Here is a 26,938-nt window from a genome sequence, read left to right on the forward strand (position 1 = left end):
GCGAGATGCCCCATGAGTGAGCAGGTCGAACAGAAGCTCCGCGACTACCTCAACCGCGTGACGATCGATCTCCAGCAGACCCGGCGGCGGTTGCAGGACGTCGAGGAGCGCAGCCACGAGCCCATCGCCGTGGTCGCGATGAACTGCCGTTTCCCCGGGGGTGTGCGCAACCCCGAGGATCTGTGGGAGCTGGTCGAGTCCGGCCGGGACGTCTACGGGGGCATGCCCGCCGACCGCGGCTGGGACATCGAGGCGCTGGCCGGCTCGGGAGCACCTCTCCACGGGGCTTTCCTGGACGACGCGACCGACTTCGACGCGGACTTCTTCAGGATCTCGCCGCGCGAGGCGCTGGCCATGGACCCGCAGCAGCGGCTGATGCTCCAGACCTGCTGGGAGACGGTCGAACGGGCCGGGATCGACCCGCTCTCGCTGCGCGGCAGCCGTACCGGAGTGTTCGCCTCCACCATCGACTACGGCTATATGTCGCTGACCGACGGGGCGCCCGAGGAGGTCAAGGGCTTCGTACTGACCGGCAACGCGGTCAGTGTCGCGTCCGGGCGTATCTCCTATGTCATGGGTCTGGAAGGGCCCTCGCTCACCGTCGACACCGCCTGCTCCGCCTCGCTGGTCGCGCTGCACCTGGCGGCGCAGTCCCTCCGCAACGACGAGTGCTCACTCGCGCTCGTCGGTGGCGTGGCCGTGATGGCCACCCCCACGGTCTTCGTCGAGACCGCCCGGCAGAAGAACCTCGCGGCCGACGGCCGCTGCAAGGCGTTCGCCGCCGCGGCCGACGGCACCGGCTGGGGCGAGGGCATCGGCGTGCTCCTGGTGGAGCGGCTGTCCGACGCCCGCGCCAACGGCCACCCCGTGCTCGCCGTCCTGCGCGGCAGCGCCGTCAACCAGGACGGCGCCAGCAACGGCCTGTCCGCGCCCAACGGCCCCTCCCAGCAGCGGGTCATCCGGGCCGCGCTCGCCGACGCCGGGCTGTCGCCCGCCGAGGTGGACGCCGTCGAGGCGCACGGCACCGGTACCCGGATCGGCGACCCGATCGAGGCCGACGCGCTGCTGGCGGCGTACGGCCAGGACCGCGCCGAGGAACTGCCGCTGTGGCTCGGTTCGCTGAAGTCGAACATCGGGCACACCCAGGCCGCCGCGGGCGTGGCCGGCGTCATCAAGATGATCATGGCGATGCGGCACGGGGTGCTGCCCCGGACCCTGCACGTGGACGCGCCGACCCCGCACGTGGACTGGGACTCCGGCCGCGTACGGCTGCTGACCGAGCAGCGCCCCTGGCCGGAGACCGGCAGGCCGCGCCGGGCGGGCATCTCCTCCTTCGGCATGAGCGGCACCAACGCGCACGTCATCGTCGAACAGGCCCCCGAGGCCGAGGAGTCCGCGTCCGCCGACCCCGCCCCGGGCGTGGCGGCGGGGACCGGTCTCGTGCCGTGGGTGGTGTCGGGCCGGGGCGCGGCGGGTCTGCGGGGACAGGCCGAGCGGCTCAGGTCGTACGTCGAGGAGCGGCCGGAGCTGACCCCGGCGACCGTGGCCCGTTCGCTGGTCGCCACGCGCGCGGCGCTGGAGCAGCGCGCGGTGGTCGTCGGCCGGGACCGGCAGGAGCTGCTGGACGGGCTCGCCGCCGTGGCCGCCGGGGAGAACGCCGGTAACGCGGGGGACTTCGGCACGGGCGCGGTCTTCGTCTTCCCGGGGCAGGGGTCGCACTGGGAGGGGATGGCGGCCGGGCTGCTGGACTCCTCGCCGGTGTTCGCGGAGCGGCTGGCCGCGTGTGAACGTGCTCTCGCCCCGTATGTGGACTGGTCGGTCGTCGCCGTTCTGCGCGGCGAGCCCGGCGCCCCCTCGCTGGAGCGGATCGATGTGGTGCAGCCCGCGTTGTGGGCCGTGATGGTGTCGCTGGCGGAGGTGTGGCGGTCGTACGGTGTCGAGCCGGCGGCCGTCATCGGGCACTCGCAGGGGGAGATCGCGGCCGCCGTGGTGGCGGGTGCGCTGTCCCTGGAGGACGGTGCGAAGGTCGTCGCGCTGCGGAGCCGGGCGCTGCTCGCGCTGGCGGACCGGGGGGCGATGCTGTTCGTCGTCAGGTCGGCGGCCGAGGTACGGGAGCGGCTGGCGCCCTGGGGCGACCGGCTGGGTGTCGCGGCGGTCAACGGGGTCGCCTCGGTGACGGTCTCGGGCGATCCGGAGGCGTTGGAGGAGTTCGGCGAGCAGCTGTCCCAGGACGGTGTGCAGCGGATGATGATCCCGGGGGTGACGTTCGCCGGGCACTCGCCCCAGGTCGACGCGTTGCGCCAGGAGCTGCTGGACGTGCTCGCGGGGGTGACCCCGCGCCGCTCGGACGTTCCCTTCTACTCGACCGTGACCGGTGGGGTCCTGGACACCACGGGTCTGGACGCCGCGTACTGGTACCGCAATCTGCGGGAGCCGGTGGAGTTCCACGAGGCCGTCGGCGCGCTGATCGCCTCGGGCCACGACACGTTCGTCGAGTCCAGCCCGCACCCGGTGCTGACCGTCTGGCTCCAGGAGAGCCTGGCGGACACCGGGTCCGCGCACGTGGTCGTCGGCACCCTCCACCGGGAACGGGAGGACGAGCGCGAACTCCTCTCCTCCCTGGGCCAGTTGTACGCCCACGGCGTCCCCGTCGACTGGTCCGCCGTGCTCGGTGCGGGCCCGACGGCCGCGCTGCCGACGTACGCCTTCCAGAACACCCGTTACTGGCCGCGTCCGGGCACCGGCCGCGGGGACGTCCGCGGGGTGGGTCTGTCGGCCTCCGGCCACCCGCTGCTCGGCGCCACCGTGGCGCTGGCCGATGTCGACGGGTTCCTCCTCACCGGTGTGCTGTCGCTCCGGACACAGCCGTGGCTGGCGGACCACGCCGCCGGGGGCACGATCCTCGTCCCGGGCACGGCGCTGGTGGAGATGGCGGTCCGGGCCGGTGACGAGGCCGGCTGCGCGGGCCTGGAGGAGCTGTCGCTGACCCGGCCCCTGGTCCTCCCGCTCCAGGGCGGCGTCGCCGTCCAGGTCACGGTGGGCGCCCCGGACGCCGAGGGCCGCCGGCCGGTGGCCGTGTACTCCCGGCCGCAGGACGCCGACCAGGGCGCCCCGTGGACCCGGCACGCCCAGGGCCTGCTGACCGAGGACGCGGCCGCCCCCGTGGACACCGACTGGGCCCGCACCTGGCCGCCGGTGGCCGCCGAGGCCCTGCCCGTGGACGGTTTCTACGATGACCTGGCCGAGGCCGGGTACGGCTACGGCCCCGCCTTCCAGGGGCTGACGGCCGCCTGGCGGCAGGGCAACGCGGTCTACGCCGAGGTCCGGCTCCCCGACGCGGTACGGGACGAGGCGGCCTCCTACGCCCTCCACCCGGCCCTCCTCGACGCCGCCCTGCACGCCTCGCTGTTCGTCCTCCCGCAGGAGGGCGAGGGCCGGCTGCGGGTGCCGTTCGCCTGGTCCGGTGTGGGCGTCCACGCGTCCGGCGCCTCGGCCCTGCGGGTCCGGCTGACCCGGTCCGGTACGGACGGCATGTCGGCCACCGTCGCCGACCGCGCCGGTGACCTGGTCGCCGTCGTCGACAGCCTCGCCCTGCGCGACCTCACCTCCGGCGAGAGCGACACCGACACCACCCAGGACAGCCTGTTCCGGGTCGCCTGGGAACACGCCCCCGAACTCGTGGGCGACCCCGCCCCCGACGTCCCCGCGTACGCCTTCCTCGCCGACCCCGGCACCCTCCCCGCGGTGCTCGGTGACGCTCCCAGGCCGGACGCCCCGGTCCACCCGGACGCGGTGACGCTGGTCGAGGGCACCGCCCCCGATGCCGTACTGCCGACGGTCGTCGCCGTCGTCGGCGCCACCCCGGCGGACGGCATCGCCGCCCAGGTGCACGGCACGGTCGAGCGGGCGCTCGGCCGGGTGCGGGACTGGCTCGCCGACGACCGCTTCGAGGGCTCGCGCCTGATCGTCGTCACCCGGGGCGCGGTCGCCACGCACCCCGGCGAACTCCTCACCGACCTGGCCGGCGCCGCCGTCTGGGGGCTGGTGAAGTCGGCCCAGTCCGAGAACCCCGGCCGGTTCCTGCTCGTCGACACCGACGGCTCCGCCGCGTCCTGGCAGGCCCTGGCAGCCCTCACCGACGACGAGGAACCGCAGCTCGCCCTCCGGGGCGGGCAGGCGTACCTCCCCCGGCTCGTCCGGCACACCGGCGAGGCCGTACCGACGGTGCCGCGCGCCCTGGACCCCGACGGCACGGTCCTGATCACCGGTGGCACCGGCCTGCTGGGCGGGCTGCTCGCCCGGCACCTGGTCACCGAACACGGCGTACGGAACCTGCTGCTGACCTCCCGTTCGGGAGAGCGGGCGGACGGCGCCGGCACCCTCGTACAGGAGCTGGCGGACCTCGGCGCCCAGGTGTGGACCGCCGCCTGTGATGTGGCCGACCGCGCGGCGGTGGCCGAACTCCTGGCCGCCGTCCCGCCGGAGCACCCGCTGACCGGTGTCTTCCACACGGCGGGCGTCCTGGACGACGGCATCGTCACCGGCCTCGACGCCACCCGGCTGGCCCGGGTGCTGGCCCCCAAGGTGGACGGCGCGCTCCATCTGCACGAGCTGACCGCGGAGCTGGACCTGGCGGCGTTCGTCCTGTTCTCGTCCCTGTCCGGAGTGATGGGCTCGGCGGGCCAGGCCGGGTACGCGGCGGCCAACGTGTTCCTCGACGCGCTCGCCCAGCAGCGGCGCGCCCAGGGCCTGGCCGCGCTGTCGCTGCCGTGGGGCTTCTGGGCGACGGCCAGCGCGCTGACCGCCAACCTGAGCGACACCGACCTGCGCCGCCTGGACGGGATCGGCGTGATCGGGCTCACCGAGGACGAGGGCATGGGCCTCCTCGACGCGGCCTGGCGCAGCGGCGAAGCCCTGCTGGTCCCGGTCCACTGGGACCTCCGGGTGCTGCGGGAGCGGGCCCTGTCGGGCGGCCGGGTGCCGTCCTTGCTGCGGAAGCTGGTACGGGCGCCGAGGCGCCGCGCGGTCCTGGACGCCGAAGGCTTCGGCGGCGGGCTGCGCGAGCGGCTGGCGGCGCTGCCCGAGGCGGACCGCCGGGGCGTACTCGTCGAGCTGGTGGCGCGGCACGCGGCCGCGGTGCTGGGCCACGCGGGCACCGACGCGCTCTCGGCGGACCGGCCGTTCAAGGAGCTGGGCTTCGACTCGCTGATCTCCGTGGAGTTCCGCAACCGGCTCAACGAGGCGACCGGACTGCGGCTGCCCGCCACCCTCGTCTTCGACCGGCCCAACCCGGGCGTACTCGCCGACCATCTGCTGGAGCGGCTCGGCGGCGCCGTCGCGGGGGCCCCGGCCGCCCGCGTACCGGCCAGGGCGGACACCGCCGACGACCCGATCGTGATCGTGGGCATGGCCTGCCGCTTCCCCGGTGGGATCGCCACCCCGGAACAGCTGTGGGAGCTGGTCGCCTCGGGCACGGACGCGACCACCGGACTGCCCGACGACCGGGGCTGGGTGCTCGCCCCCGGCGCCAGCGTGACCGACCGGGGCGGCTTCCTCGCCGACGCCGCGGGCTTCGACGCGGGCTTCTTCGGCATCTCCCCGCGCGAGGCGCTCGCGATGGACCCGCAGCAGCGGCTCGTCCTCGAAACCGCCTGGGAGACCTTCGAACGCGCCGGCATCGACCCGACCGGCCTCAAGGGCAGCATGACCGGCGTGTTCGTGGGCAGCTTCGACCAGGAGTACCGGACCCGGCTGCACGAGGCGTCCGACAACGCCGAGGGCCACGCGCTGACCGGCACGGCCCTCAGCGTGATGTCCGGCCGGCTGTCGTACACCTTCGGCTTCGAGGGCCCGGCGGTCACCGTCGACACGGCCTGCTCCTCCTCCATGGTCGCGCTGCACCTCGCGGCACGGGAACTGCGGGCCGGCGAGTGCGACATGGCGCTCGTCGGCGGTATCACGGTCATGTCGACGCCCGGCCTCTTCGTCGAGTTCTCCGAGCAGGGCGGCATGTCCGCCGACGGCCGCTGCAAGTCCTTCTCCGCCACCGCCGACGGCGCGGGCTGGGGCGAGGGCGTCGGCATGCTCCTCGTCGAGCGGCAGTCCGACGCCGAGCGCAACGGCCACCGGATCCTCGCCGTGGTACGCGGCTCCGCGATCAACCAGGACGGCGCGTCCAACGGGCTCACGGCGCCGAACGGCCCGTCGCAGGAGCGCGTCATCCGCCAGGCCCTGGCCAACGCCGGGCTGACCACCACCGACATCGACGCGGTGGAGGCGCACGGCACGGGCACCCGGCTCGGCGACCCGATCGAGGCGCAGGCCCTGCTGGCGGCGTACGGCCAGGACCGGCCCGAGGACCGGCCGCTGTGGCTCGGTTCGCTGAAGTCCAACATCGGGCACACCCAGGCCGCCGCCGGGGTCGCGGGCATCATCAAGATGGTGCTGGCGCTGGAGCACGGGGTGCTGCCGAAGACCCTGCACGTCACCGAGCCGACGCCCGAGGTCGACTGGACCGAGGGCGCGGTACGGCTGCTGACCGAGGCCCGGGAGTGGCCCGACGCCGACCGCGTACGCCGGGCGGGCGTCTCGTCGTTCGGGATCAGCGGCACCAACGCGCACGTCATCCTCGAACAGGCCCCGCCCGCCCCCGCCGAGCCCGCGCCGCGGCGGCCCGCGCCCGGCGCGGCGCCCGTCGTCCCCTGGCCGCTCTCGGCCAAGACCCCGCGCGCCCTGGCTCGCCAGGCCCAGCGGCTGCGCGACCACCTCGGCCGGGACGGCGCCCCCGAGCCGCTGGACACGGGCTACTCGCTGGCGACCGGCCGCGCCCCCTTCGAACACCGCGCGGTGCTGATCGGCGCCGGGGGTACGGCCCCGACGGCCGCCCTGGACGGGCTGGCCGACGGCGACGACACCGCCCCCGGGCTGATCCGCGGCGAGGCCGACACCGACGGCCGCCGGGTGTTCGTCTTCCCCGGACAGGGCGCCCAGTGGGCCGGCATGGCGGTGGAACTGCTGGACACCTCACCGGTGTTCGCCGCGTCCATGGACGCGTGCGAGCAGGCCCTGCGGCCGCATGTCGACTGGTCGCTCGGCGCCGTCCTGCGCGGCGAACCGGGCACGCCCCCCTTCGAACGGGTCGACGTCGTCCAGCCCGCCCTGTGGGCCGTGATGGTCTCGCTGGCCGCCCTGTGGCGCTCCTGGGGCGTCGAGCCCGACGCCGTACTGGGCCACAGCCAGGGCGAGATCGCCGCCGCCGTGGTCGCCGGAGCGCTCTGTCCGGAGGACGGCGCCAAGGTCGTGGCGTTGCGCAGTCGCGCGCTGCTCGCCCTCGCCGGGCACGGCGGCATGATGTCGCTGGCGGTCCCGCGCGAGCGGGCCGCCGCCCTCGTCGAGCGGTGGCCGGGACGGCTCTCCGTCGCCGCCGTCAACGGACCGTCCGCGGTCGTCGTCTCCGGTGACCCGGAGGCGCTGCGCGAGCTGCTCGCCGTCTGCGAGCAGGACGGCGTACGGGCCCGTACCGTCGCGGTGGACTACGCCTCCCACTCCGTACACGTCGAGCGGATCCGCGCGGAACTGCTGACGGCGCTGGACGGCATCCGGCCCGTCGCCGGGCGGGTGCCGCTCTTCTCCACCCTCACCGGGGACTGGCTCGACACCACGGAGATGGACGCCGGGTACTGGTACCAGAACCTGCGCGAGACCGTGGAGTTCGACGGGGCCGTACGCGCCCTGGCCGCCCAGCGGCACGAGGTCTTCGTCGAGGTCTCGCCCCACCCGGTCCTCGGCATGGCCCTCCAGGAGACCCTGGAGGACGCCGACGCCCCGCAGGCCGTGGTGACCGGCACGCTGCGACGGGACGAGGGCGGTCTCGCCCGCGCGCTCACCTCGGCGGCCGAACTGTGGGTGCGCGGTGTCCCGGTGCGCTGGCCGGTCCTCTTCGAGGGCACGGACGCCCGCCGTACGGAGCTGCCCACCTACCCGTTCGACCACCGGCGCTACTGGCCGAAGGCCCCCGAACCGGCCGCCGGTACCGGCGCCACGGACGCGGTGGACACCGCGTTCTGGCAGCTCGTCGAGGGCGGCGACGCCGCCGGGGCCGCCGGCGACCTGGAGGTGGATGCCGAAGCGCTCGGTACGGTGCTGCCGGGCCTGAGCGCCTGGCGCCGCAGGCAGCGGGAGAACGCGACCGTCGACACCTGGCGCTACCGCGTCGACTGGAAGCCGGTCCCCGACCCGTCCGCCGCCACGCTGTCCGGCACCTGGCTGCTCGTCCTGCCCGCCGGGCACGACGACGATCCGCTCGTCCGGGACGCCGCCCTGGCCGTCACCGAGGCCGGGGCCGCGCCCGTGACCGTACGGCTCACGGACGGCGACGCCGACCGCGCCGCCCTGGCGGAGCTGCTCACCGCCGCCCTGGACGGCCACACCCCGCAGGGCGTCCTGTCCCTGCTGGCCATCGCCGGACAGCCGCACACCGACCACCCCGCCATCCCCACGGGCACGGCCCTCACCCTCGTCCTCGTCCAGGCGCTCGGCGACCTCGGGATCGAGGCCCCGCTGTGGTGCGCCACCAGCGGCGCCGTGTCCACCGGCGGGACCGACCCGCTCACCGCCCCCCACCAGGCGCTGATCTGGGGCGCCGGAATGGTCGCCGGGCTGGAACACCCCGCCCGCTGGGGTGGCCTGATCGACCTGGAGCAGGCCCTGGACGCCCCCTCCCGCGACCGGCTCCGCGCCGTCCTCGCCGGGGCCACCGGCGAGGACCAGCTCGCCCTCCGCCCGTCCGGGCTGCTCGGCCGCCGCCTGGTCCGGGCCGCCCGCCCGACCGGCACCCGGCCCGCCTGGAAGCCGCGCGGCACCGTCCTGCTCACCGGCGGTACGGGCAGCCTCGGGCCGCACATCGCGCGCTGGCTCGCCCGGGGCGGCGCCGAACACCTCGTGCTGCCCGGCCGGCGCGGCGCCGACGTACCGGGAGCGGACGCGCTGCGGGCCGAACTCGCCGAGCTGGGCACCCAGGTGTCCCTGCCCGTCTGCGACGTCTCCGACCGCGACCAGCTGGCCCGGCTGCTCGCCACGCTGGACGAGCGGGGCACCCCGGTCACCGCCGTCTTCCACGCCGCCGCCCACATCCGGCTCGGCACCCTGGACGGCACCTCGCTCGCCGACTTCGCCGAGGCCGTCGCCGCCAAGGCGGACGGCGCCCGCCACCTGGACGAACTGCTCGACCGCGAACTGGACGCCTTCGTCCTGTTCTCCTCCATCGCCGGTGTGTGGGGCAGCAGCGACCACGCCGCCTACACCGCGGGCAACGCCTGCCTCGACGCCCTCGCCGCACACCGCAGGTCCCGGGGGCTGACCGCCACCAGCGTCGACTGGGGCATCTGGGCGGCGGCCAACCGGGCCGACGGCACCGCCGCCGAGACCGTCCACCGGGTGCGGAAGCAGGGGCTGCGGCTCCTGGAGTCCGGGCCCGCGCTCGCCGGACTCCAGCAGGTCCTGGACGACGACGAGACCGTCATCGGCCTCGCCGACATCGACTGGGAGCAGTTCGCGGCGGTCTTCGGTTCCGTACGCCCCAGCCGTCTGCTCACCGGCGTACCGGAGGCCAGGCGTCAGCTGGAGGAGGCCGCCACCGGCACGGACGCCGGGGCCCCGGCCGTCTCCGCGTTCCGGCAGCGGCTGGCGGGGCTGGCCGAGGCCGAGCAGCGCCGCGCGGCCCTGGAGCTGATACGCACCCACGCCGCCGCCGTCCTCGGCCACGCGTCCCCGGAGGACCTGAGCGCCCGCAAGGCGTTCCGGGAGCTGGGTTTCGACTCGCTCACCGCCGTCGAACTGCGCAACCGGCTCCGGACCGCCACCGGCCTGGCGCTGCCGGCCACCCTGGTCTTCGACTACCCCTCCGCGGCCGTCCTCGCCGAGCATCTGCGCGCCGAGGTACTGGGCGTACGCGAGGCCCCCGCCGCCGTACCGCCCGCGTCCACCAGCACCGCGGCACAGGAGGACGAGCCCATCGCGATCGTCTCCATGAGCTGCCGCTTCCCCGGCGGGGTGCAGACCCCAGAACAGCTGTGGCAGCTGCTGTCGGACGGTGACGACGTCATCTCGGAGTTCCCGGACAACCGGGGCTGGCCGCTGGAGAAGATGTACGACCCCGACCCGGACCAGCCCGGCGCCTCCTATGTGCGGCACGGCGGATTCCTCCACGACGCCGGTGAGTTCGACGCCGACTTCTTCGGTATCTCGCCGCGCGAGGCGGTCACGATGGACCCGCAGCAGCGACTGCTGCTGGAGACCACCTGGGAGGCCCTGGAACGGGCCGGCATCGACCCGGAAGAGCTGCGCGGCAGCGCCACCGGGGTCTTCGCCGGGGCCAACTACCACGACTACGGCATCTGGGCGGCCGAGTCCCCGGAGAACGACGGCTACCTGCTCACCGGCAGCGCGGCCAGCGTGCTCTCCGGCCGGATCTCCTACACCCTCGGCCTGGAGGGCCCGGCGGTCACCGTCGACACGGCCTGCTCCGCCTCCCTGGTCGCACTGCACCTCGCCGTCCAGTCCCTGCGCGTCGGCGACTGCTCGCTCGCGCTGGCCGGCGGCGTCGCGGTGATGGCCAACCCGGGCGTCTTCGTCGGCTTCTCCCGCCAGCGCGTCCTGGCCGCCGACGGCCGCTGCAAGGCGTTCTCCGACGACGCCGACGGCATGGGCATGGCCGAAGGCGTCGGCGTGGTGCTGCTGGAGCGGCTCTCCGAGGCGCGCCGTCGTGGTCACCCCGTGCTGGCCGTCCTGCGCGGCAGCGCCATCAACCAGGACGGCGCCAGCAACGGCCTGACCGCGCCCAACGGCCCCTCCCAGCAGCGGGTCATCCGGGCCGCCCTGGCCAACGCCCGGCTCTCCCCGGCCGATGTCGACGTCGTCGAGACGCACGGCACCGGCACCCGGCTCGGCGACCCCATCGAGGCCCAGGCGCTGATCGCCACGTACGGGCAGGAGCGCACCGGGGACCGGCCGCTGCTGATCGGTTCCCTGAAGTCCAACATCGGCCACAGCCAGGCCGCCGCCGGTGTGGCGGGCGTGATCAAGACCGTCCTGGCGCTCCAGCACGCGCAGGTGCCGTCCAGCCTCCACGCCGACCGGCTCTCGACCCGGATCGACTGGACGGCGGGCGCCGTCGAGGTGGCCACCGCCCCGAGCCCGTGGCCGGAGACCGGCCGCCCCCGCCGCGCCGGTGTCTCCGCGTTCGGCATCAGCGGCACCAACGTCCACGTGATCCTGGAACAGGCCCCGGAGGAGGCCCCGGAGCCGGCCTCCGGCCCGGTGGAGCCCGGGACCGGCGCCGCGCCGCCCGTCGTCGCCTGGCCGCTGTCGGCGAAGTCCCCGGACGCCCTGCGCGGCCAGGCGCAGCGGCTGACGGCGCATCTGGACGGCGCGCCGGACCTCCCGGCCACCGACATCTGCCGGGCCCTGGCCGCCCGTACCGCGTTCGAGCACCGCGCCGTCCTGGTCGGTGACGGCCCCGGGCACCCCGCCGCGCTGGCCGCGCTCGCCGACGGCGACGCGACGGCGTCCGGGCTCGTCCACGGCGTCGCCGACACCTCGGGCCCCGTCGTGTTCGTCTTCCCCGGCCAGGGGTCCCAGTGGGTCGGCATGGCCGTCGGGCTGCTGGACGACGCCCCGGTCTTCGCGGAGCGGCTGGCCGCGTGCGAGGCCGCCCTCGCCCCGTACGTGGACTGGTCGCTGACCGCCGTCCTGCGCGGGGAGCCCGGCGCCCCCTCGCTGGAGCGGGACGACGTGGTCCAGCCCGCCCTGTGGGCCGTGATGGTGTCGCTGGCCGCGCTCTGGCGGTCGTACGGCGTCGAACCCGACGCGGTGGTCGGCCACAGCCAGGGCGAGATCGCCGCCGCCGTGGTGGCGGGAGCCCTCTCCCTGGCGGACGGCGCGCGGCTGGTGGCACGGCGTGTCCAGGCCCTGGGCGCGCTGTCCGGACGCGGCGGCATGGTGTCGCTGGCGCTCCCCGAGGACGCGGCGCGGGCCGCTCTCGCGCCCTGGGCCGACGCCCTGTCGGTGGCCGCGCTGAACGGCCCCGCCACCACCGTGGTCGGGGGCGATCCCGACTCCCTGACCGCGCTGCTCGCGGACTGTGCGGCGAAGGGCGTACGGGCCCGGCGGATCAACGTGGCCTACGCCTCGCACACCGCCCACATCGAGGAGATCCACGACGAGGTCATGGACGCCGTGGCCGGACTGACCCCGGTCGGGGCGAAGGTACCGATGTACTCCACCGTCGACGGCGGCTGGCTGGAGACGGCCGGCCTCGACGACGGGTACTGGTACCGCAACCTGCGCCGGACCGTCCGGTTCGGCCCGGCCGTGCGCGCCCTGGCCGCCGAGGGGTTCACCACCTTCGTCGAGGTCAGCCCGCACCCCGTGCTGACCATGGCGATCGAGGAGACCGTCGAGGACGCCGGACGCCAGGCCCTGGTGCTCGGCACCCTGCGCCGTGACGAGGGCGGACCGCGCCGCGTCCTGCTGTCCGCGGCCGAACTGTGGGTCCGCGGTGGCACGGTGGACTGGGCCGCGGGCATCCCCGCGGCGGGCCGGACGCAACTGCCGACCTACGCCTTCCAGCGCCGCCACTACTGGATCCTGCCGCCCGCCACCCACCACGACCAGGGCCCCGGCGCCACCGGTCACCCGCTGCTCTCCGCCGCCATCGAGGTCGCCGACACCGGGGAGCTCCTGCTCACCGGAAGCCTGTCCACGCGTACCCACCCCTGGCTCGCGGACCACGCCGTCTTCGGCGTGGTGCTGCTGCCCGGCACGGGCTTCGTGGAGATGGCGGTACGGGCCGGGGACGAGGCGGGCTGCCCCCGGGTCGAGGAACTGACCCTGCAAGCCCCCCTGGTCTTCGACCGGGACGCGGCCGTCCAGATCCAGGTACGGGTCGGCGCGCCCGACAGCGCCGGACGGCGCACCCTCGGCGTGTTCTCCCGAGGGGCGGACGGCATCGGTACGCCGTGGACCGGGCACGCCACCGGAGCCCTCGCCCCCGCGACGGAGGCGGACGGTCCGGCCGGGCACCCGTACGGCAGGGCGTGGCCGCCCGCCGGGGCGCAGCCGCTGCCCGTCGCCGACCTCTACGAGCGGTTCGCCGAGGGCGGTTACGGCTACGGCCCCGCCTTCCACGGTCTGCGCGCCGCCTGGCGCCTGGGCCGGGACATCTACGCGGAAGTACGGCTGCCGGAGGACCAGCGGTCCCAGGCCGCCGGGTTCGGCGTACACCCGGCGCTGCTGGACGCGGCCCTGCACGGCCTGTGGCCGGTCTTCGCGGCCGACGGGGAGCAGTCCGGCGGCGCCAGGCTGCCCTTCTCCTGGGAAGGCGTACGCCTGCACGCCTCCGGCGCCACCGAGCTGCGCGTCCGCCTCAGCCCCGACGACAGCGGGTCCGTGGCGGTCAGCGCCACCGACCCGGCCGGCCTGCCGGTCGTCGACGTGGCGGCGCTGGTCACCCGGTCGACCACCGAGGACGCCCTGCGCGGCGCCGTCGGGACCGGGCGCGACGCGCTGTTCCGGCTGGACTGGACCGCGCTGCCCGCCCTCGCGGGACCGCCCGTCGGCCGGTGGGCCGCGCTCGGCGCGCGAGCGCTGCTGCCCGACACCCACCCGGACCTCGACGCGCTCACCAAGTCCGTCAACAACGCGGACGCGGCCCTGCCCGACGTGGTCGTCGCGGTCTGCCCGTCCGGCGGGAACAGCGCCGACGCCGCCCGTACCGTCCTGGCCGAGACGCTGCGGCTGCTCCAGGCGTGGCTGGCCGACGACCGCTGGGCCGACACCCGGCTGGCCCTGATCACCCGGGGCGCCGTCGCCACCGCGCCCGGCGAGGACATCGGCGACCTGGCCGCCGCCGCCGTATGGGGACTGGTGCGCTCGGCACAGTCCGAACACCCCGACCGGTTCGTCCTCGCGGACGCCGAGGACCCGGCCGAGGCCCTCGCGGCCCTGCCCGCCGCCCTCGCCGCCGCGGAACCCCAGATCGCGGTACGGGACGGGCGGACGCTGGTGGCCCGGCTGGCGCGGACACCCGCGCCCGACGACGCCGTCGCCGCGCCCTGGAACTCCGAAGGGACGGTGCTGGTCACCGGAGCCTTCGGCCTCCTCGGCTCCCTGGTGGCCCGCCATCTGGTCGCCACCCACGGGGTGCGCCATCTGCTGCTGACCGGGCGGCGCGGCGCCGACACCCCCGAGGCGCTCGCCCTGGTGGACGAACTCACCGCCCTGGGCGCCGAGGTGACGGCCGCCGCCTGCGACACCGCCGACCGGGACGCCCTGGCCGCGCTGCTCGCGGCCGTCCCCGAGCCGCACCCGCTGACCGCCGTGGTCCACGCGGCCGGTGTCCTGGCCGACGGGGTGATCGGCTCGCTCACCCCGGAGAGCCTGGACCACGTCCTGCGCCCCAAGGCGGACGCCGCCGTCCACCTGCACGAGCTGACCCGGGAGCTGCCGCTCTCCGCCTTCGTGCTCTTCTCGTCCGCCTCCGGCACCCTGGGCAGCTCGGGCCAGGGCAACTACGCCGCCGCCAACACCTTCCTGGACGCGCTGGCCGAGCACCGCCGCGCCACCGGTCTGCCCGCCCACTCGCTCGCCTGGGGCATGTGGGCCGACCGCTCCACCCTGACCGGCACCCTCGACGAGGTCGACCTGCGGCGGGTCTCCCGCAGCGGGGTCGGGGCCTTCGGCGCCGACGAGGGGCTGGCCCTGTTCGACGCCGCGCTCGCCAGGACCGACGCGGTGCTGGTGCCGGTCCGGTTCGACCTGGCCCGGCTGCGGGCCAGGGCCGGCACCGTCGGCGTACCGGCCCTCTTCCGGGGGCTGGTACGTGGCGCGGAGCGCCGTACGGCGGCCACCGGCGTCGGCGCCGACGGCGCGGACGGGCTGCGCCAACGGCTGGCGGGCCTGTCCGACGAGGAGGCCCGTACGGTCCTGGCCGACCTGGTGTGCGCGCACGCCGCCGATGTGCTCGGCCACGCCGGGGCGTCGGCCGTCGACCCCGAACGCGCCTTCAGCCAGCTCGGGTTCGACTCGCTGACCGCGGTGGAGCTGCGCAACCGGCTCAACACGGCGACCGGGCTGCGGCTCCCCGCCACCCTGGTGTTCGACTACCCGCGCCCGGCCGCCGTCGCCGCGTACTGCGCGCAGCGGCTCGTCACGGCCACCGCCGCGGCCCCGGCACCCGCCGTGGCCGACGACGAGATCAGCCGGACCCTGGCCGGTATCCCGGCGGACCGGCTCCGCGCCTCCGGCCTGCTCCAGGCCCTGCTGAAGCTGGCGGAGCCGGACGGAGCGGGGGACGGCGCCGACGGCGCCCCGGAGTCCGCCGAACCCACGGGCCGCATCCAGGAGATGGACGCGGACGCCCTCGTACGGCTGGCGCTGGGGGACGAGAGTGCCTGACACCGAACCGGCCCCGGAACGATCTGTGAGGAGTGGGATGTCCCAGGACAAGGTGGTCGAGGCGCTGCGCGCCTCCCTGCTGGAGAACGAGCGGCTGCGCGACGAGAACCGGCGGTTGCTGGACGTCTCCCGGGAACCGATCGCCATCACCGCGATGAGCTGCCGGTTCCCCGGCGGGGTCCGTACCCCCGAGGAGCTGTGGCGGCTCCTGGCCGAGGAGCGCGACGCCGTCACCGGGTTCCCCACCGACCGGGGCTGGGACATCACCGGGGTGTACGACCCCGACCCCGACGTCCGGGGCACCTCGTACGTCACGGAGGGCGGCTTCCTGGAGGGCGCGGCCGACTTCGACGCGGCGTTCTTCGGGATCTCGCCCCGTGAGGCACAGGCCATGGACCCCCAGCACCGGCTGCTGCTGGAGACCTGCTGGGAGGCGATCGAAGGCGCCGGGATCGACCCGAAGTCGCTGCACGGCAGCACCACGGGCGTCTACGCGGGGATCATGTACAACGAGTACCTCGCGCGGTTCACCCGGCTGCCCGAGGACGTCGAGGCGTTCATGGGCGGCACGGTGCCCAGCGTTCTGACCGGACGCGTCGCCTACACCCTGGGGCTGGAGGGGCCGGCCGTCACGGTCGACACCGCGTGCTCCTCGTCGCTGGTCGCCGTCCACCTGGCCTGCCAGGCGCTGCGGTCCGGCGAGATCGGCCTCGCCCTGGCGGGCGGTGTCACGGTGATGTCCACCCTGAACCCGTACGTCGGAATGAGCCGCCAGCGCGGTCTGGCGGCCAACGGCCGGAGCAAGTCCTTCGCCGCGGCCGCCGACGGTGTCGGGTTCGGCGAGGGCGTCGGCGTCCTGCTGCTGGAGCGGCTGTCGGACGCGCGGCGCAACGGCCATCCGGTGCTCGCGCTGGTCCGGGGCACGGCGGTCAACCAGGACGGCGCCAGCAACGGCATGACCGCCCCCAACGGCCCCTCCCAGCAGCGTGTCATCCGTCAGGCCCTGGCCTCGGCGGGGCTGCGCGCGGACGAGGTCGACGCGGTGGAGGCGCACGGCACGGGGACCCGGCTCGGCGACCCCATCGAGGCCCAGGCGCTGCTCGCCACGTACGGCCAGGACCGGCCCGCCGACCGGCCGTTGCTGCTCGGCTCGATGAAGTCGAACGTCACCCACACCCAGGCCGCCGCCGGGGTGGGCGGCATCATGAAGATGGTGCTCGCGATGCGGCACGGCCTGCTGCCCAAAACCCTGCACGTCGACCGGCCCACCCCGCAGGTGGACTGGAGCGAGGGACACGTCGCCCTGCTCACCGCCGCCACCCCCTGGCCGGACACCGGCCACCCGCGCCGGGCCGGGGTCTCCTCCTTCGGCATCAGCGGCACCAACGCCCACGCCGTCCTGGAGGCCCCGCCCGCCGCACCCGAGGCCCCGGCCGAGGACACGGCGCGCGGACCCGTCGCCTGGGTGGTGTCCGGCCGGGACGAGCCGGCGCTGCGCGGCCAGGCCGCCGCCCTGCACGCCCATCTGTCCGCCGCCCCCTCCGTACGCCCCCTGGACGTCGGCTTCTCGCTGGCCACCGGGCGGTCCCTGTTCCGCGACCGCGCCGTCGTCGTCGGCGAGGACCGCCCCGCCCTGCTGGCGGGTCTGGCCGCGCTGGCCGGGGGACGGCCCGACCCGGCGGTCGCGACGGGCCGCGCGGCCACCGTCCGCAAGGCCGTCTTCGTCTTCCCCGGACTGGGCACGCAGTGGCCCGGCATGGCCACCGGACTGCTCGACGAATCCCCCGCGTTCGCCCGGCGGATGGCCGAGTGCGAACGCGCGCTCGCCCCGTACACCGGCTGGTCGGTGAGCGCGGTGCTGCGCGGCGAGCCGGGCGCGCCCGCCCTGGACGGGGTGGACGTGATCCAGCCCGTCCTGTTCTCCGTGATGGTGTCGCTGGCGGCGCTCTGGCGCTCGTACGGGGTCGAGCCCGCCGCGGTCGTCGGCCACAGCCAGGGCGAGGTCGCCGCGGCCTGCGTCGCGGGCGCCCTCACCCTTGAGGACGCGGCCCGCGTGGTGGCGCTGCGCAGCCGGGCGCTGTCGGGCCTGGCCGGTGGCGGTGGGATGGCCACCGTGCTGCTCTCCCCGGCCGAACTCGCCCCGTACCTGGAACGCCACTCGGGCAAGGTGACGGTCGCCGCCGTCAACGGCCCCCGGGTGCAGGTCGTCACCGGCACCGGCGACGAGGTCGGCGCGCTCGTCGACGAACTCGCCGCCGAGGGCGTCATGGCCTGGTCCATCCCGGTGGACTACGCCTCGCACTCCGACGACGTGAGCACCGTGCGGGACCAGCTGCGCGAGGACCTGGCCGGTCTCACCCCGCGCGCCCCCGCCGTACCCCTGCTGTCCACGGTGGACGCCGACTGGATCGGCCCCGACGACCTCACCCACGACTACTGGTACCGCAATCTGCGGCAGACCGTCCGCTTCCACGACGCCGTACGCCTGCTGCTCGACGCCGGGCACCGCACCTTCGTCGAGGTGAGCCCGCACCCGCTGCTCGCCTACGGCATCACCGACGCCGCCGCCGACGCCGGGGCCGACGACACCGTCGTCCTGGGCACCCTGCGGCGCGACGAGGGCGACCGGCGCCGGATGCTGCTGGCGCTGGGCGAGGCGCACGCGCACGGCGTATCCGTCGACTGGCGACGGGAGTTCGACGGCACCGGGGCCGGCCGTACCGACCTGCCGACCTACGCCTTCCAGCGCGCGCGCTACTGGCTGGACGTGCCCGCGTCGGCCGGGGACCCGGAGTCGGCCGGCCAGGAACCCACCGGCCACCCGCTGCTGGGTGCCGCCGTGGACCTGCCGGACGGCGGGGGCGTGCTCTTCACCGGGCGGCTCTCGCTGCGCACCCATCCGTGGCTGGCCGACCACGCGGTCTCCGGTACAGTCCTGCTGCCGGGCGCCGCGGTCCTGGAGATGGCGGCCCACGCCGCCGCCCATGTCGGCTGCGCGACGGTGGAGGAACTCACCCTGGTCTCGCCGCTGGTGCCGACCGCCGACGGCGGGCTGCGGCTGCGGCTGACCGTGGGCCCGCCCGACCCCGACGGGCGCCGGACCATCGCGCTGTACTCCCGCCCCGACGACCCCAACAGCGCCGAGGCGTGGCTGCTCCAGGCGGAGGGCGTTCTCGCCCAGGTCCCCGCGCCGGACGCCGGTGAACCCGGGCCGTGGCCGCCCGGCGACGGCGCCGAGCCGCTCGCCATCGACGGTGTGTACGACGGCTTCGAGGCGGTCGGGGTCCACTACGGCCCGCTCTTCCAGGGCCTGCGCGCCGCCTGGCGCCTCGGCGAGGAGGTCTACGCCGAAGTGGCCCTGCCCGAGGCGGCGCAGGGCGCGCGCGAGACCGGCTTCGCGGTCCACCCGGCGCTGCTCGACGCCGCGTTGCAGACGATCGCCCTGCGCCCCGGGGCGGCGGACGAGGACCGGACGGGAGGCGTACGGCTCCCCTTCTCCTGGCACGACGTGGCGGTCGCCCCGGTGGCCGACCCGGTCCTGCGGGTGGTGCTGAGCCCCGCGCCCCAGGGCGACGGCGCCGTCGCCCTGCGGGTCACCGACCGCACCGGCCGCCCGGTCGTGACGGTCGGCGCGCTGACCGTACGGGCGGCCGCCGCGCCCGCCGTGTCCCAGCGGTCGCTGTTCCGCCTCGACTGGACGCCGTCGCCGTCGGCCGGTGGCCCCGCCACCGGTACGTGGGGCGTGCTCGGCCCCGTGGACGAGGGGCTGCTGCCGGCCGGCTTCCCGGCCAGGCGGTACGCGGCCCCGGCAGATCTGGCGGCCCCGGCGGACCCCGCAGCCCCCGCGGACCGCGCCGGACCGCCCGACGCCGTACTCGCCCTCTGCCCCCCGGCTCGGGGCACCGGACCCGAGGCGGTCCGCGCCGCCGCCGACGCGGCACTGGACCTTGTCCAGCGCTGGCTGGCGGAGCCCCGCTGCACCGGTACGCGCCTGGTGTTCCTCACCCGGGGCGCGATCGACCTCGGTGACATCCCGGTCGACCCGGTGGCCGCCGCCGTCCGGGGACTGCTGGGCACGGCGCAGCACGAACACCCCGGCCGCTTCACGCTGCTGGACACCGACGGCGGCGACGGTCTCGCGGCCGCCCTCGGCGCCGCCCTCGCCGCCGACGAACCCCAACTGGCGCTGCGCGGCGGCACCGTGCACATCCCCCGGCTGATCCGCCCGCCCGCCGCCGACCGTGCACCGGCCGCCCCGTTCGACGGGGAGGGCACCGTCCTGGTCACCGGCGGCGGGGGCACCCTCGGCTCCCTGGTGGCCCGGCACCTGGTCGCCGCCCATGGCGTACGGCACCTGCTGCTGCTCGGCCGCAGGGGCGCCGCCACCGAGGGCATCGCCGCCCTCGCGGACGAGCTGACCGGGGCGGGCGCCGAGGTCACCGTCGCCGCGTGCGACGCGGGCGACCGGGAAGCGCTGGCCGGTGTCCTCGCGGCGATCCCCGGGAGCCACCCGCTCCGGGCCGTCGTGCACACGGCCGGTGTGCTGGACGACGGGCTGCTGGAGGCGCTGACCCCGCAGCGGCTGTCGGCCGTACTGCGCCCGAAGGCCGACGGGGCCTGGAACCTGCACGAGCTGACCCGCGATCACGACCTGTCCGCGTTCGTCCTGTTCTCCTCCGCCGCCGGTGTCCTGGGCAGCCCCGGGCAGGCCGCCTACGCGGCCGCCAGCACCTTCCTGGACGGCCTCGCGGCGGCCCGCCGCCGCGCGGGACTGCCCGGTACGTCCCTGGCCTGGGGGCTGTGGGAGCAGCGCACCGCGCTCACCGCCGACCTCACCGACACCGACCTGCGACGGATGGCGCGCGGCGGGGCGCGTGCCCTGCCCACCGAGGAGGGCCTCGCCCTGTTCGACGCGGCGCTCGCGAGCGAGGACCCGGTTCTCGTACCGATGGGGCTCGACCTGACGGCCGCCCGGAGCGGCCCGGTGCCGCATCTGCTGCGCTCGCTGGTACGGACCCCCGCCCGGCGGACCGGTCCGGCCCAGGACACCTCGCTGCGGCCCCGGCTGGCGGCGGCGTCGGAGGCGGAGCGGGGCGGGATCCTGCTGCGGCTGGTCCGGGCACAGGCGGCCGAGGTGCTCGGCCACACCGACCCGGAGGCGCTGCCCGCCGGGGACGCCTTCCTGGAGGGCGGCTTCGACTCGCTGACCGCCATCGAACTGCGCAACCGGCTCTCGGCCGCGCTCGATCTGCGGCTGCGCCCCACCGCCGTGCTGGACTGCGGCACCCCGGTCCGGCTGGCCGAGCACTTGGGGGCCGAACTGGCCCGTGACACCGGCCCGGGGGCCGGGCGGTCGGCCGGTGAGCCGGCGCGCGACCCGGTCGGCGCCCTGTTCCAGCAGGCGTGCGAGGCGGGCAGGATCGACGACGGCGTCCGGATCCTCCAGCAGGCCGCCGGGCTCCGGCCCACCCACCGGTCCGGCGCCGACCTGCCGCCGCCGCCCGAGTGGCGGCCGGATCTGCTGCGGCTGAAGGTCCACGACGACGCGCTGGAGCTGGTCTGCTTCCCCTCCATCGTGGCCCTGGGAGGCGTACACCAGTACACCCGCTTCGCCTCCGCCGTCGGGGACCGGTACGGGGTCGGCGCGCTGCACGCGCCGGGCTTCGCACCGGAGGAGCCGCTGCCCGCGGAGCTGTCCGCGGTGCTGGAGTTCCAGACCGGGATCGTCCTGGAGCGGCTCGGGAACCGTCCGAAGGTGCTGCTCGGCTACTCGTCCGGAGGGCTCCTGGCGTACGCCGTGGCCGCCCGGCTCGAAGCGCTCGGGGCCGGCCCGGACGCCGTGGTGCTGCTGGACACCTATCGGTACGGGGACGAGGCGATGACCCAGTTCGACGACGTGCTGATGCGCGGCGTGTTCGAGCGGGAGGACCTGGCCGCGCCGCTGGACGGCACCCGGCTGACCGCGATGGGCCGGTATCTCCAGCTCCTCGACGGCTGGACGCCGCCCTCCGTCGAGGCACCCGTCCTGCTGGTCCGCGCCTCGGAGCCGCTGGCCGAACCGGCACCGGGGAGCGGCGTCGACTGGCGTGCCTCGTGGCCGTCCGCGCATTCCGTCCTGGATGTTCCCGGGAACCACTGGTCGATCATGGAAGGAAATGTGCGGTCGACTGCCGAATCCATCGCCGGATGGCTCGATTCCGTTGTTCCAGAATCCGTTCCGGAGGATCGAAAGAAGTGAATCCGGGAGTTTCTCTTCGCGTGAAAGGCGAGTACTATGCAGAAAAGTAATTCCGGTGATGCGGAGACCGCGCCGAGAATCACCATCCTGGGCGCCGGGGTCATGGGCATCGGTATCGCCACGCTCGCCGCCGGACACGGTGTCGCGGTGACGCTCATAGACGTCGACCAGGAGAAACTCGACACCGCCGAGGCCCGGGTCACCCATGAGCTGCGCATGGCGCGGATGATGGACGCGCTGCCGGAATCCGTTCCCGACGCGGAATTCGTCACGAGCCGGTCGGTGTCGGACGCGGCCGGGTCCACCGCGGTCATCGAGGCGATCACGGAGGACGCGGAACTCAAGGCCAAGGTGATCGCCGAGGTCTCCGCCGTCCTCTCGCCCGGCACCCCCCTGATATCGAATACCTCGTCCATTCCCATTGACGAACTGGCCTCGGCGGCCGTGCGTCCGGCGGATCTCGTGGGCACGCACTTCATGAACCCGCCCTCGCTGATCCGCACGGTCGAGGTCATCCGCGGTGCCCGCACCGGCGAGGCCACCGTGGACGCCGTACAGGCCCTGCTCACCACCCTGCGCCGACAGCCCGTCGTGGTGCGGGACGCCCCCGGCTTCGTGACCAGCCGGATCCTGCACCCGATGATCAACGACGCGGCCCGGGTGGTGCAGGAGGGCACGGCGAGCGTCGAGGACGTCGACGCCCTGATGCGGGGCGGCCTGGGGCACGCCACCGGCCCGCTGCGCACCGCCGACCTGATCGGCATCGACAACCTCGTCGACTCGCTGAACGTGCTGTACGAACGCACCGGGGACGACGGCTGTCGTCCCTGCGACCTGCTGCTGGAGAAGGTCCGGGCAGGCGAGAACGGCCGCAAATCCGGCCGCGGTTTCTACGTATACGGAGAGTGAACATCATGACCATTCCCTTCGAAGGCACCGTCGAGAAGGAACTCCTCGACTTCCTCCGGGCCCGCACCAAGACCGAGTGGCAGCAGGACACGGACCTCTTCGCGTCCGGTGGGCTCTCCTCGCTGTTCGCCATGGAGCTGGTGGTCCACCTGGAGAAGGCGTACGGCATCTCGATCCGCGGCGCCGACCTGCGCCTGGACAACTTCCGTACCGTCACCGGCATGGCGGCCCTGGTCGGCCGGCTGCGGGAAGCCGCAGGAGACGGCAGTGAGTGATCTGCTCGCCGAAGCCACCGCCTCGGTCACCGGCCTGGTCGGTGACCGGGCCGGTGGCTGGGACCGGTCGGGGCTGCTCCCCGACGAACTGCTCAGAAAACTCGGCGCTTCCGGGTACCTCTGCACCGGGGCCCCCGCCGAGTACGGCGGGCTGGGCTGGGACAGCCGTACCGGGGGAGAGTTCACCGCCCACGTCGGCAGCCTGTGCAGTTCGCTGCGCAGCGTCATGACCTCCCAGGGCATGGCCGCCTGGACCATCGAACGGCTGGGCACCCGGGCGCAGTGCCGGGAGCTGCTGCCGCGCCTGGTCTCGGGCGAGCTGGCCGCCGTCGGCTTCAGCGAGTCCCAGGCGGGCAGCGACCTGTCCGGGATCGGCACCCGGATCACCGCCGACGGCGACACCGTGGTGGTCGACGGCCACAAGGTCTGGATGACGGCCGCTCACTACGCCGACCTGCTCATCGTGTTCGGACGGATGGGGGACGGCGGCGCCGCCGTCGTGGTGCCCGCCAACGCGCCCGGCGTCGAGGTGCGTCGGGTCGCCGACCCGCTGGGCTGCCGCGCCGCCGGGCACGCCGAGGTCCGCCTCGACTCGGTGCGGCTCCCGGCCGACAGCGTCCTCGGGGGCGCGGGCCTGTCCCTGCCGCTGCTGGTGACCACGGCCCTCGCCTACGGGCGTATGTCGGTCGCCTGGGGATGCGTCGGGATCCTGCGCGCCTGTCTGGCCGCCACCACGGCACACGCCTCGTCCCGGACGCAGTTCGGGCAGCCGCTGGCGCGGCACCAGCTGGTCTCCCGGCATCTGGCCGACCTGTTCATCGGCGAGCAGGTGGCCGCCCGCGCGTGCGAGCACGCCAGCCGCTGCTGGGACGACGGGTCGCCGGACATGGTGGTCGCGACCATCCTGGCCAAGCACGTCAGCGCGGGCCACGCGGCCCGCGGCGCCGCCACGGCCGTCCAGGTCATGGCGTCGGCGGGGGCCCAGGACGGACATCCGGTGGCCCGCGCCTACCGGGACGCCAAGCTGATGGAAATCATCGAGGGCAGCAACGAGATGTGCGAACTGATGCTCGCCGAACACGTGTTGACGACTGTGGAGCCATCATGAGCGACGAGACCGGTACCGACGCGCCGACCCTGGTGAAGTGCCTGGTCTGGGACCTGGACAACACCCTCTGGCAGGGCACCCTGCTGGAGGACAAGGAGGTGCGGCTGCCCGAGGCGATACGTGCCGCGATCGTCGAGCTGGACTCGCGTGGCATCCTCCAGTCCGTGTGCAGCCGGAACGACCACGATCCGGCCTGGGCACGGCTGGAGGAGCTGGGCGTCGCCGAGTACTTCGTCCTGCCCGAGATCGGCTGGGGCCCCAAGTCCCAGGCGGTCGGGCGGATCGCCGACGGCCTGAACTTCGCCCACCGCGCCATCGCGTTCATCGACGACCAGCCCGCGGAGCGGGCCGAGGTCGCCTTCCACCTCCCGGACGTACGCTGCTATCCGGCCGAGGACGCGCTCGCCCTCACCGGACTGCCGGAGTTCAGCCCCGCCGCCGGCACGGTGGACTCCCGCCGCCGCCGGCAGATGTACCAGGCCGGGTTCCGGCGGGAGGCCGAACGGTCCGCCTTCGAGGGCCCCGACGAGGAGTTCCTGCGCTCCCTCGACCTGGTGATGCACATCGGGCGGGCCACCGAGGAGGAACTCACCCGGGTCGAGGAACTGACCCTGCGCACCAGCCAGATGAACGCCACCGGGGTGCACTACTCGGACCGGGCGCTCCGCGACCTGCTGACCGACCCCGGCCATGAGGTCCTGGTCACCAGCCTCACCGACAGGTTCGGTCCGCACGGGGCCGTCGGCGTACTGCTGCTGGAGAAGCACCCGACCGTATGGCACCTCAAGCTGCTCGCCACCTCCTGCCGGGTGGTCTCCTTCGGAGCCGGATCGGTCATCCTCGGCTGGCTGGTGGACCAGGCGGCCGGGGCCGGTGTCCATCTGGTGGCCGACTTCCGCAGGACGGACCGCAACCGCATGATGGAGGTCGCCTACCGGTTCGCGGGATTCGACGACGAGCCCTGCGCCTGCCGCAGCGCCGTACCCGCCGTCGGCGGGGAGGCCGGGGACGAGGAGGCGATCGAGCGGCTGCACCTGGCCGCTGCCCCGCAGCCCGCCTCCACGACGATCCGGCTCCTCGCTCCGGAGCTGGCCGGGGACTCCCCGGCCGATGCCCCGGTGGCGGCCGGGGCCTGACCCGGCCGGTCCTCACGGGGGCGTCACCCCCGTGAGGACCGGCGTATCAGACGTCCTTGCGCCGTACGAGGGTGATGCCGTCCGCCACGGGGAGCATGCTCAGCTCCACCCGCTCGTCCTCGCGCAACCGGGCGTTGAGCGCGCGGACGCCCTCGGTGTCGGCGTCCGTGCACGCGGGGTCGACGACCCGGCCGAAGAAGAGCGTGTTGTCCACGACGATCAGACCGCCCGGCCGGACCAGCTCCATGGCCAGCTCGTAGTAGCGCGGGTAGTTCGCCTTGTCCGCGTCGACGAACACGACGTCGAAGGTGCCGGGCCCCCCGTCGGCGAGCAGGCCCTCCATCGTCTCCACCGCGTCACCCACCCGCAGATCGATCCGATCGGCCACCTCGGCCCGCTTCCAGTACGGGGCGCCGATCGACGGCCAGCGGTCGGTGATGTCACAGGTCACCAGCCGCCCGCCGGCGGGCAGGGCACGGGCCATGCACAGAGTGCTGTAGCCGGTGAAGGTCCCGATCTCCAGGACGGAAGCGGCTCCGACGAGCCGGATCAGCAGCGCGAGGAACTGCCCCTCCTGGGCCGGTACCTGCAGGGCGGTGCCGCCGGGCAGGTCGGCCGTCTCGTGGCGCAGCTCGCGGAGGATGTCGTCCTCGCGGAGCGAGGAATCCGTGACGTACTCCTGAAGTTCCGGGGTCATGCTGATCTGTTCGGCCATCGGATCCTCCTAGCGGGGGGCCACCGGCTTCAGCCGGTGGAGGATTGGCTTCCGCCTGCGGGACGTTCTCCCTCCTTCAGGCGGGTACGTGGGGGAGCGGAGCCATGGACGGCTCCGCGTTCCGGTCGGTCGGTGCGCGCCGGGCCCGGCCGCTCCGCACGGCCGCCGACGCGGGTACGGGAGCGGTGGCCGTCCCGGGAGAGGTGTGGGCGCCCGGCCTCTCTCACGCGACCGGGAGCGGGCGCAGCCGGTCCCGGATGGCGCTGTGCAGCGCCTCGGGGTGATCGTTGAGGTAGAAGTGGCCGCCGGTGAAGACATGCGTGGCGAACGGCCCCCGGGTGTACGTGCGCCACCCCTCGACCTCCTCGACGGACACCAGGGGATCGGCGTCCCCGGTCAACGCCACGACCGGGCAGCGCAGCGGCGGCCCCGGTACGTACACATACGTCTCCACCGCGCGGTAGTCGCCGCGCAGGGCCGGCAGGACCATCCGGCGCAGCTCCGGGTCCTCCAGCACCGCCGCGGTGGACGGGTCCAGCAGCCGCACCTCCCGCAGGAGGCCCGGGTCGTCGCGGAGGTGGATGCTCCCGTCGCGCTCGAAGTGCGGTGCCCGGCGTCCGGAGAGGAACAGGGCGACCGGGCCCCGTGTCTCTCCGCGTTCCTCCAGCCGGCGCGCGACCTCGAACGCCAGGGTGGCGCCCATGCTGTGGCCGAACAGGGCCAGCGGCCGGCCGTCGGCCCGCGCGGTCAGGGCGGGCAGCAGCCGGTCGACCAGCTCCGGGATGCTGTCGACGCACTCCTCGGCCCATCGGTCCTGCCGCCCCGGGTACTGCACGGCCAGGACCTCCGCCGTCGGCCTCAGGGCGGCCGACAGGGCGCGGTAGGAACCGGCCGAGCCACCGGCGTGGGGGAAGCAGACCAGTTGGGCCGGGGCCTCGGGGGCGGCCACGAAACGCCGGAGCCACAGCCCCGGTTCGTCGGCGCGTCGATCCATCGTCCGCCTGCCTCCGTAGAAGGTCGGTCATGCGCCGCCCGTTCGGCACCGTAACCGGAGGCTAGGCAGAACCTGCTGGTGGCGGCCACCCCTAGGGGCCCCTATAGAAG

General features: G+C 74.9%; 8 protein-coding genes. 6 read left to right on the forward strand and 2 right to left on the reverse strand.

What is annotated here, in order from left to right:
- The first annotated feature begins 12 nt into the window (after window positions 1–12).
- From ACIP8W_RS00765 to ACIP8W_RS00790, 6 genes are read left to right on the forward strand one after another with little or no spacing between them, the layout of a single operon-like run.
- Window positions 13–15,453 (forward strand): type I polyketide synthase, encoded by a 15,441-nt coding sequence (locus ACIP8W_RS00765; RefSeq protein ID WP_402201511.1) that lies wholly within the window; start codon window positions 13–15, stop codon window positions 15,451–15,453.
- 37 nt (window positions 15,454–15,490) lie between these two features.
- A complete protein-coding gene (locus ACIP8W_RS00770) occupies window positions 15,491–21,691 on the forward strand; it encodes a type I polyketide synthase (RefSeq protein WP_402201513.1) in 6,201 nt (2,066 codons plus the stop codon).
- A gap of 36 nt (window positions 21,692–21,727) precedes the next feature.
- The gene (locus tag ACIP8W_RS00775; RefSeq protein ID WP_401954068.1) at window positions 21,728–22,600 is read left to right on the forward strand and encodes a 3-hydroxyacyl-CoA dehydrogenase family protein; all 873 of its coding nucleotides are present in this window, start codon (window positions 21,728–21,730) and stop codon (window positions 22,598–22,600) included.
- Between the two features lie 5 nt (window positions 22,601–22,605).
- On the forward strand, window positions 22,606–22,875 hold the full coding sequence (locus ACIP8W_RS00780) for an acyl carrier protein (RefSeq protein ID WP_401954066.1): 270 nt from the start codon (window positions 22,606–22,608) through the stop codon (window positions 22,873–22,875).
- The gene (locus ACIP8W_RS00785) at window positions 22,868–23,983 is read left to right on the forward strand and encodes an acyl-CoA dehydrogenase family protein (RefSeq protein WP_401954063.1); all 1,116 of its coding nucleotides are present in this window, start codon (window positions 22,868–22,870) and stop codon (window positions 23,981–23,983) included. The genes ACIP8W_RS00780 and ACIP8W_RS00785 overlap by 8 nt, the downstream gene beginning before the upstream one ends.
- Window positions 23,980–25,119 carry an HAD-IIIC family phosphatase gene (locus ACIP8W_RS00790; RefSeq protein ID WP_401954061.1) on the forward strand — a complete coding sequence of 380 codons (1,140 nt, stop codon included), beginning with the start codon at window positions 23,980–23,982 and terminating at the stop codon, window positions 25,117–25,119. The genes ACIP8W_RS00785 and ACIP8W_RS00790 overlap by 4 nt, the downstream gene beginning before the upstream one ends.
- Before the next feature lie 46 nt (window positions 25,120–25,165).
- Here the strand turns inward: ACIP8W_RS00790 and ACIP8W_RS00795 are convergent, their stop codons facing one another.
- Together ACIP8W_RS00795 and ACIP8W_RS00800 are read right to left on the reverse strand one after the other, a co-directional pair.
- A complete protein-coding gene (locus ACIP8W_RS00795) occupies window positions 25,166–25,834 on the reverse strand; it encodes an O-methyltransferase (RefSeq protein WP_401954058.1) in 669 nt (222 codons plus the stop codon).
- A 223-nt stretch (window positions 25,835–26,057) separates the two neighbouring features.
- Entirely contained in the window at window positions 26,058–26,828 is a 771-nt protein-coding gene (locus ACIP8W_RS00800) for a thioesterase II family protein (RefSeq protein ID WP_401954056.1), read from the reverse strand.
- Window positions 26,829–26,938: the final 110 nt, after the last annotated feature.

The sequence above is a fragment of the Streptomyces sp. NPDC088554 genome (genome assembly GCF_044752945.1).
Classification (GTDB): Bacteria; Actinomycetota; Actinomycetes; order Streptomycetales; family Streptomycetaceae; genus Streptomyces.

Bases quoted from the DNA above. Each gene is read 5' to 3' on its own strand.
- ACIP8W_RS00775 (WP_401954068.1), top strand. From the start codon at position 21,728: ATGCAGAAAAGTAATTCCGGTGATGCGGAGACCGCGCCGAGAATCACC.
- ACIP8W_RS00795 (WP_401954058.1), bottom strand. From the start codon at position 25,834: ATGGCCGAACAGATCAGCATGACCCCGGAACTTCAGGAGTACGTCACG.
- ACIP8W_RS00765 (WP_402201511.1), top strand. From the start codon at position 13: ATGAGTGAGCAGGTCGAACAGAAGCTCCGCGACTACCTCAACCGCGTG.
- ACIP8W_RS00780 (WP_401954066.1), top strand. From the start codon at position 22,606: ATGACCATTCCCTTCGAAGGCACCGTCGAGAAGGAACTCCTCGACTTC.
- ACIP8W_RS00770 (WP_402201513.1), top strand. From the start codon at position 15,491: ATGTCCCAGGACAAGGTGGTCGAGGCGCTGCGCGCCTCCCTGCTGGAG.
- ACIP8W_RS00790 (WP_401954061.1), top strand. From the start codon at position 23,980: ATGAGCGACGAGACCGGTACCGACGCGCCGACCCTGGTGAAGTGCCTG.
- ACIP8W_RS00800 (WP_401954056.1), bottom strand. From the start codon at position 26,828: ATGGATCGACGCGCCGACGAACCGGGGCTGTGGCTCCGGCGTTTCGTG.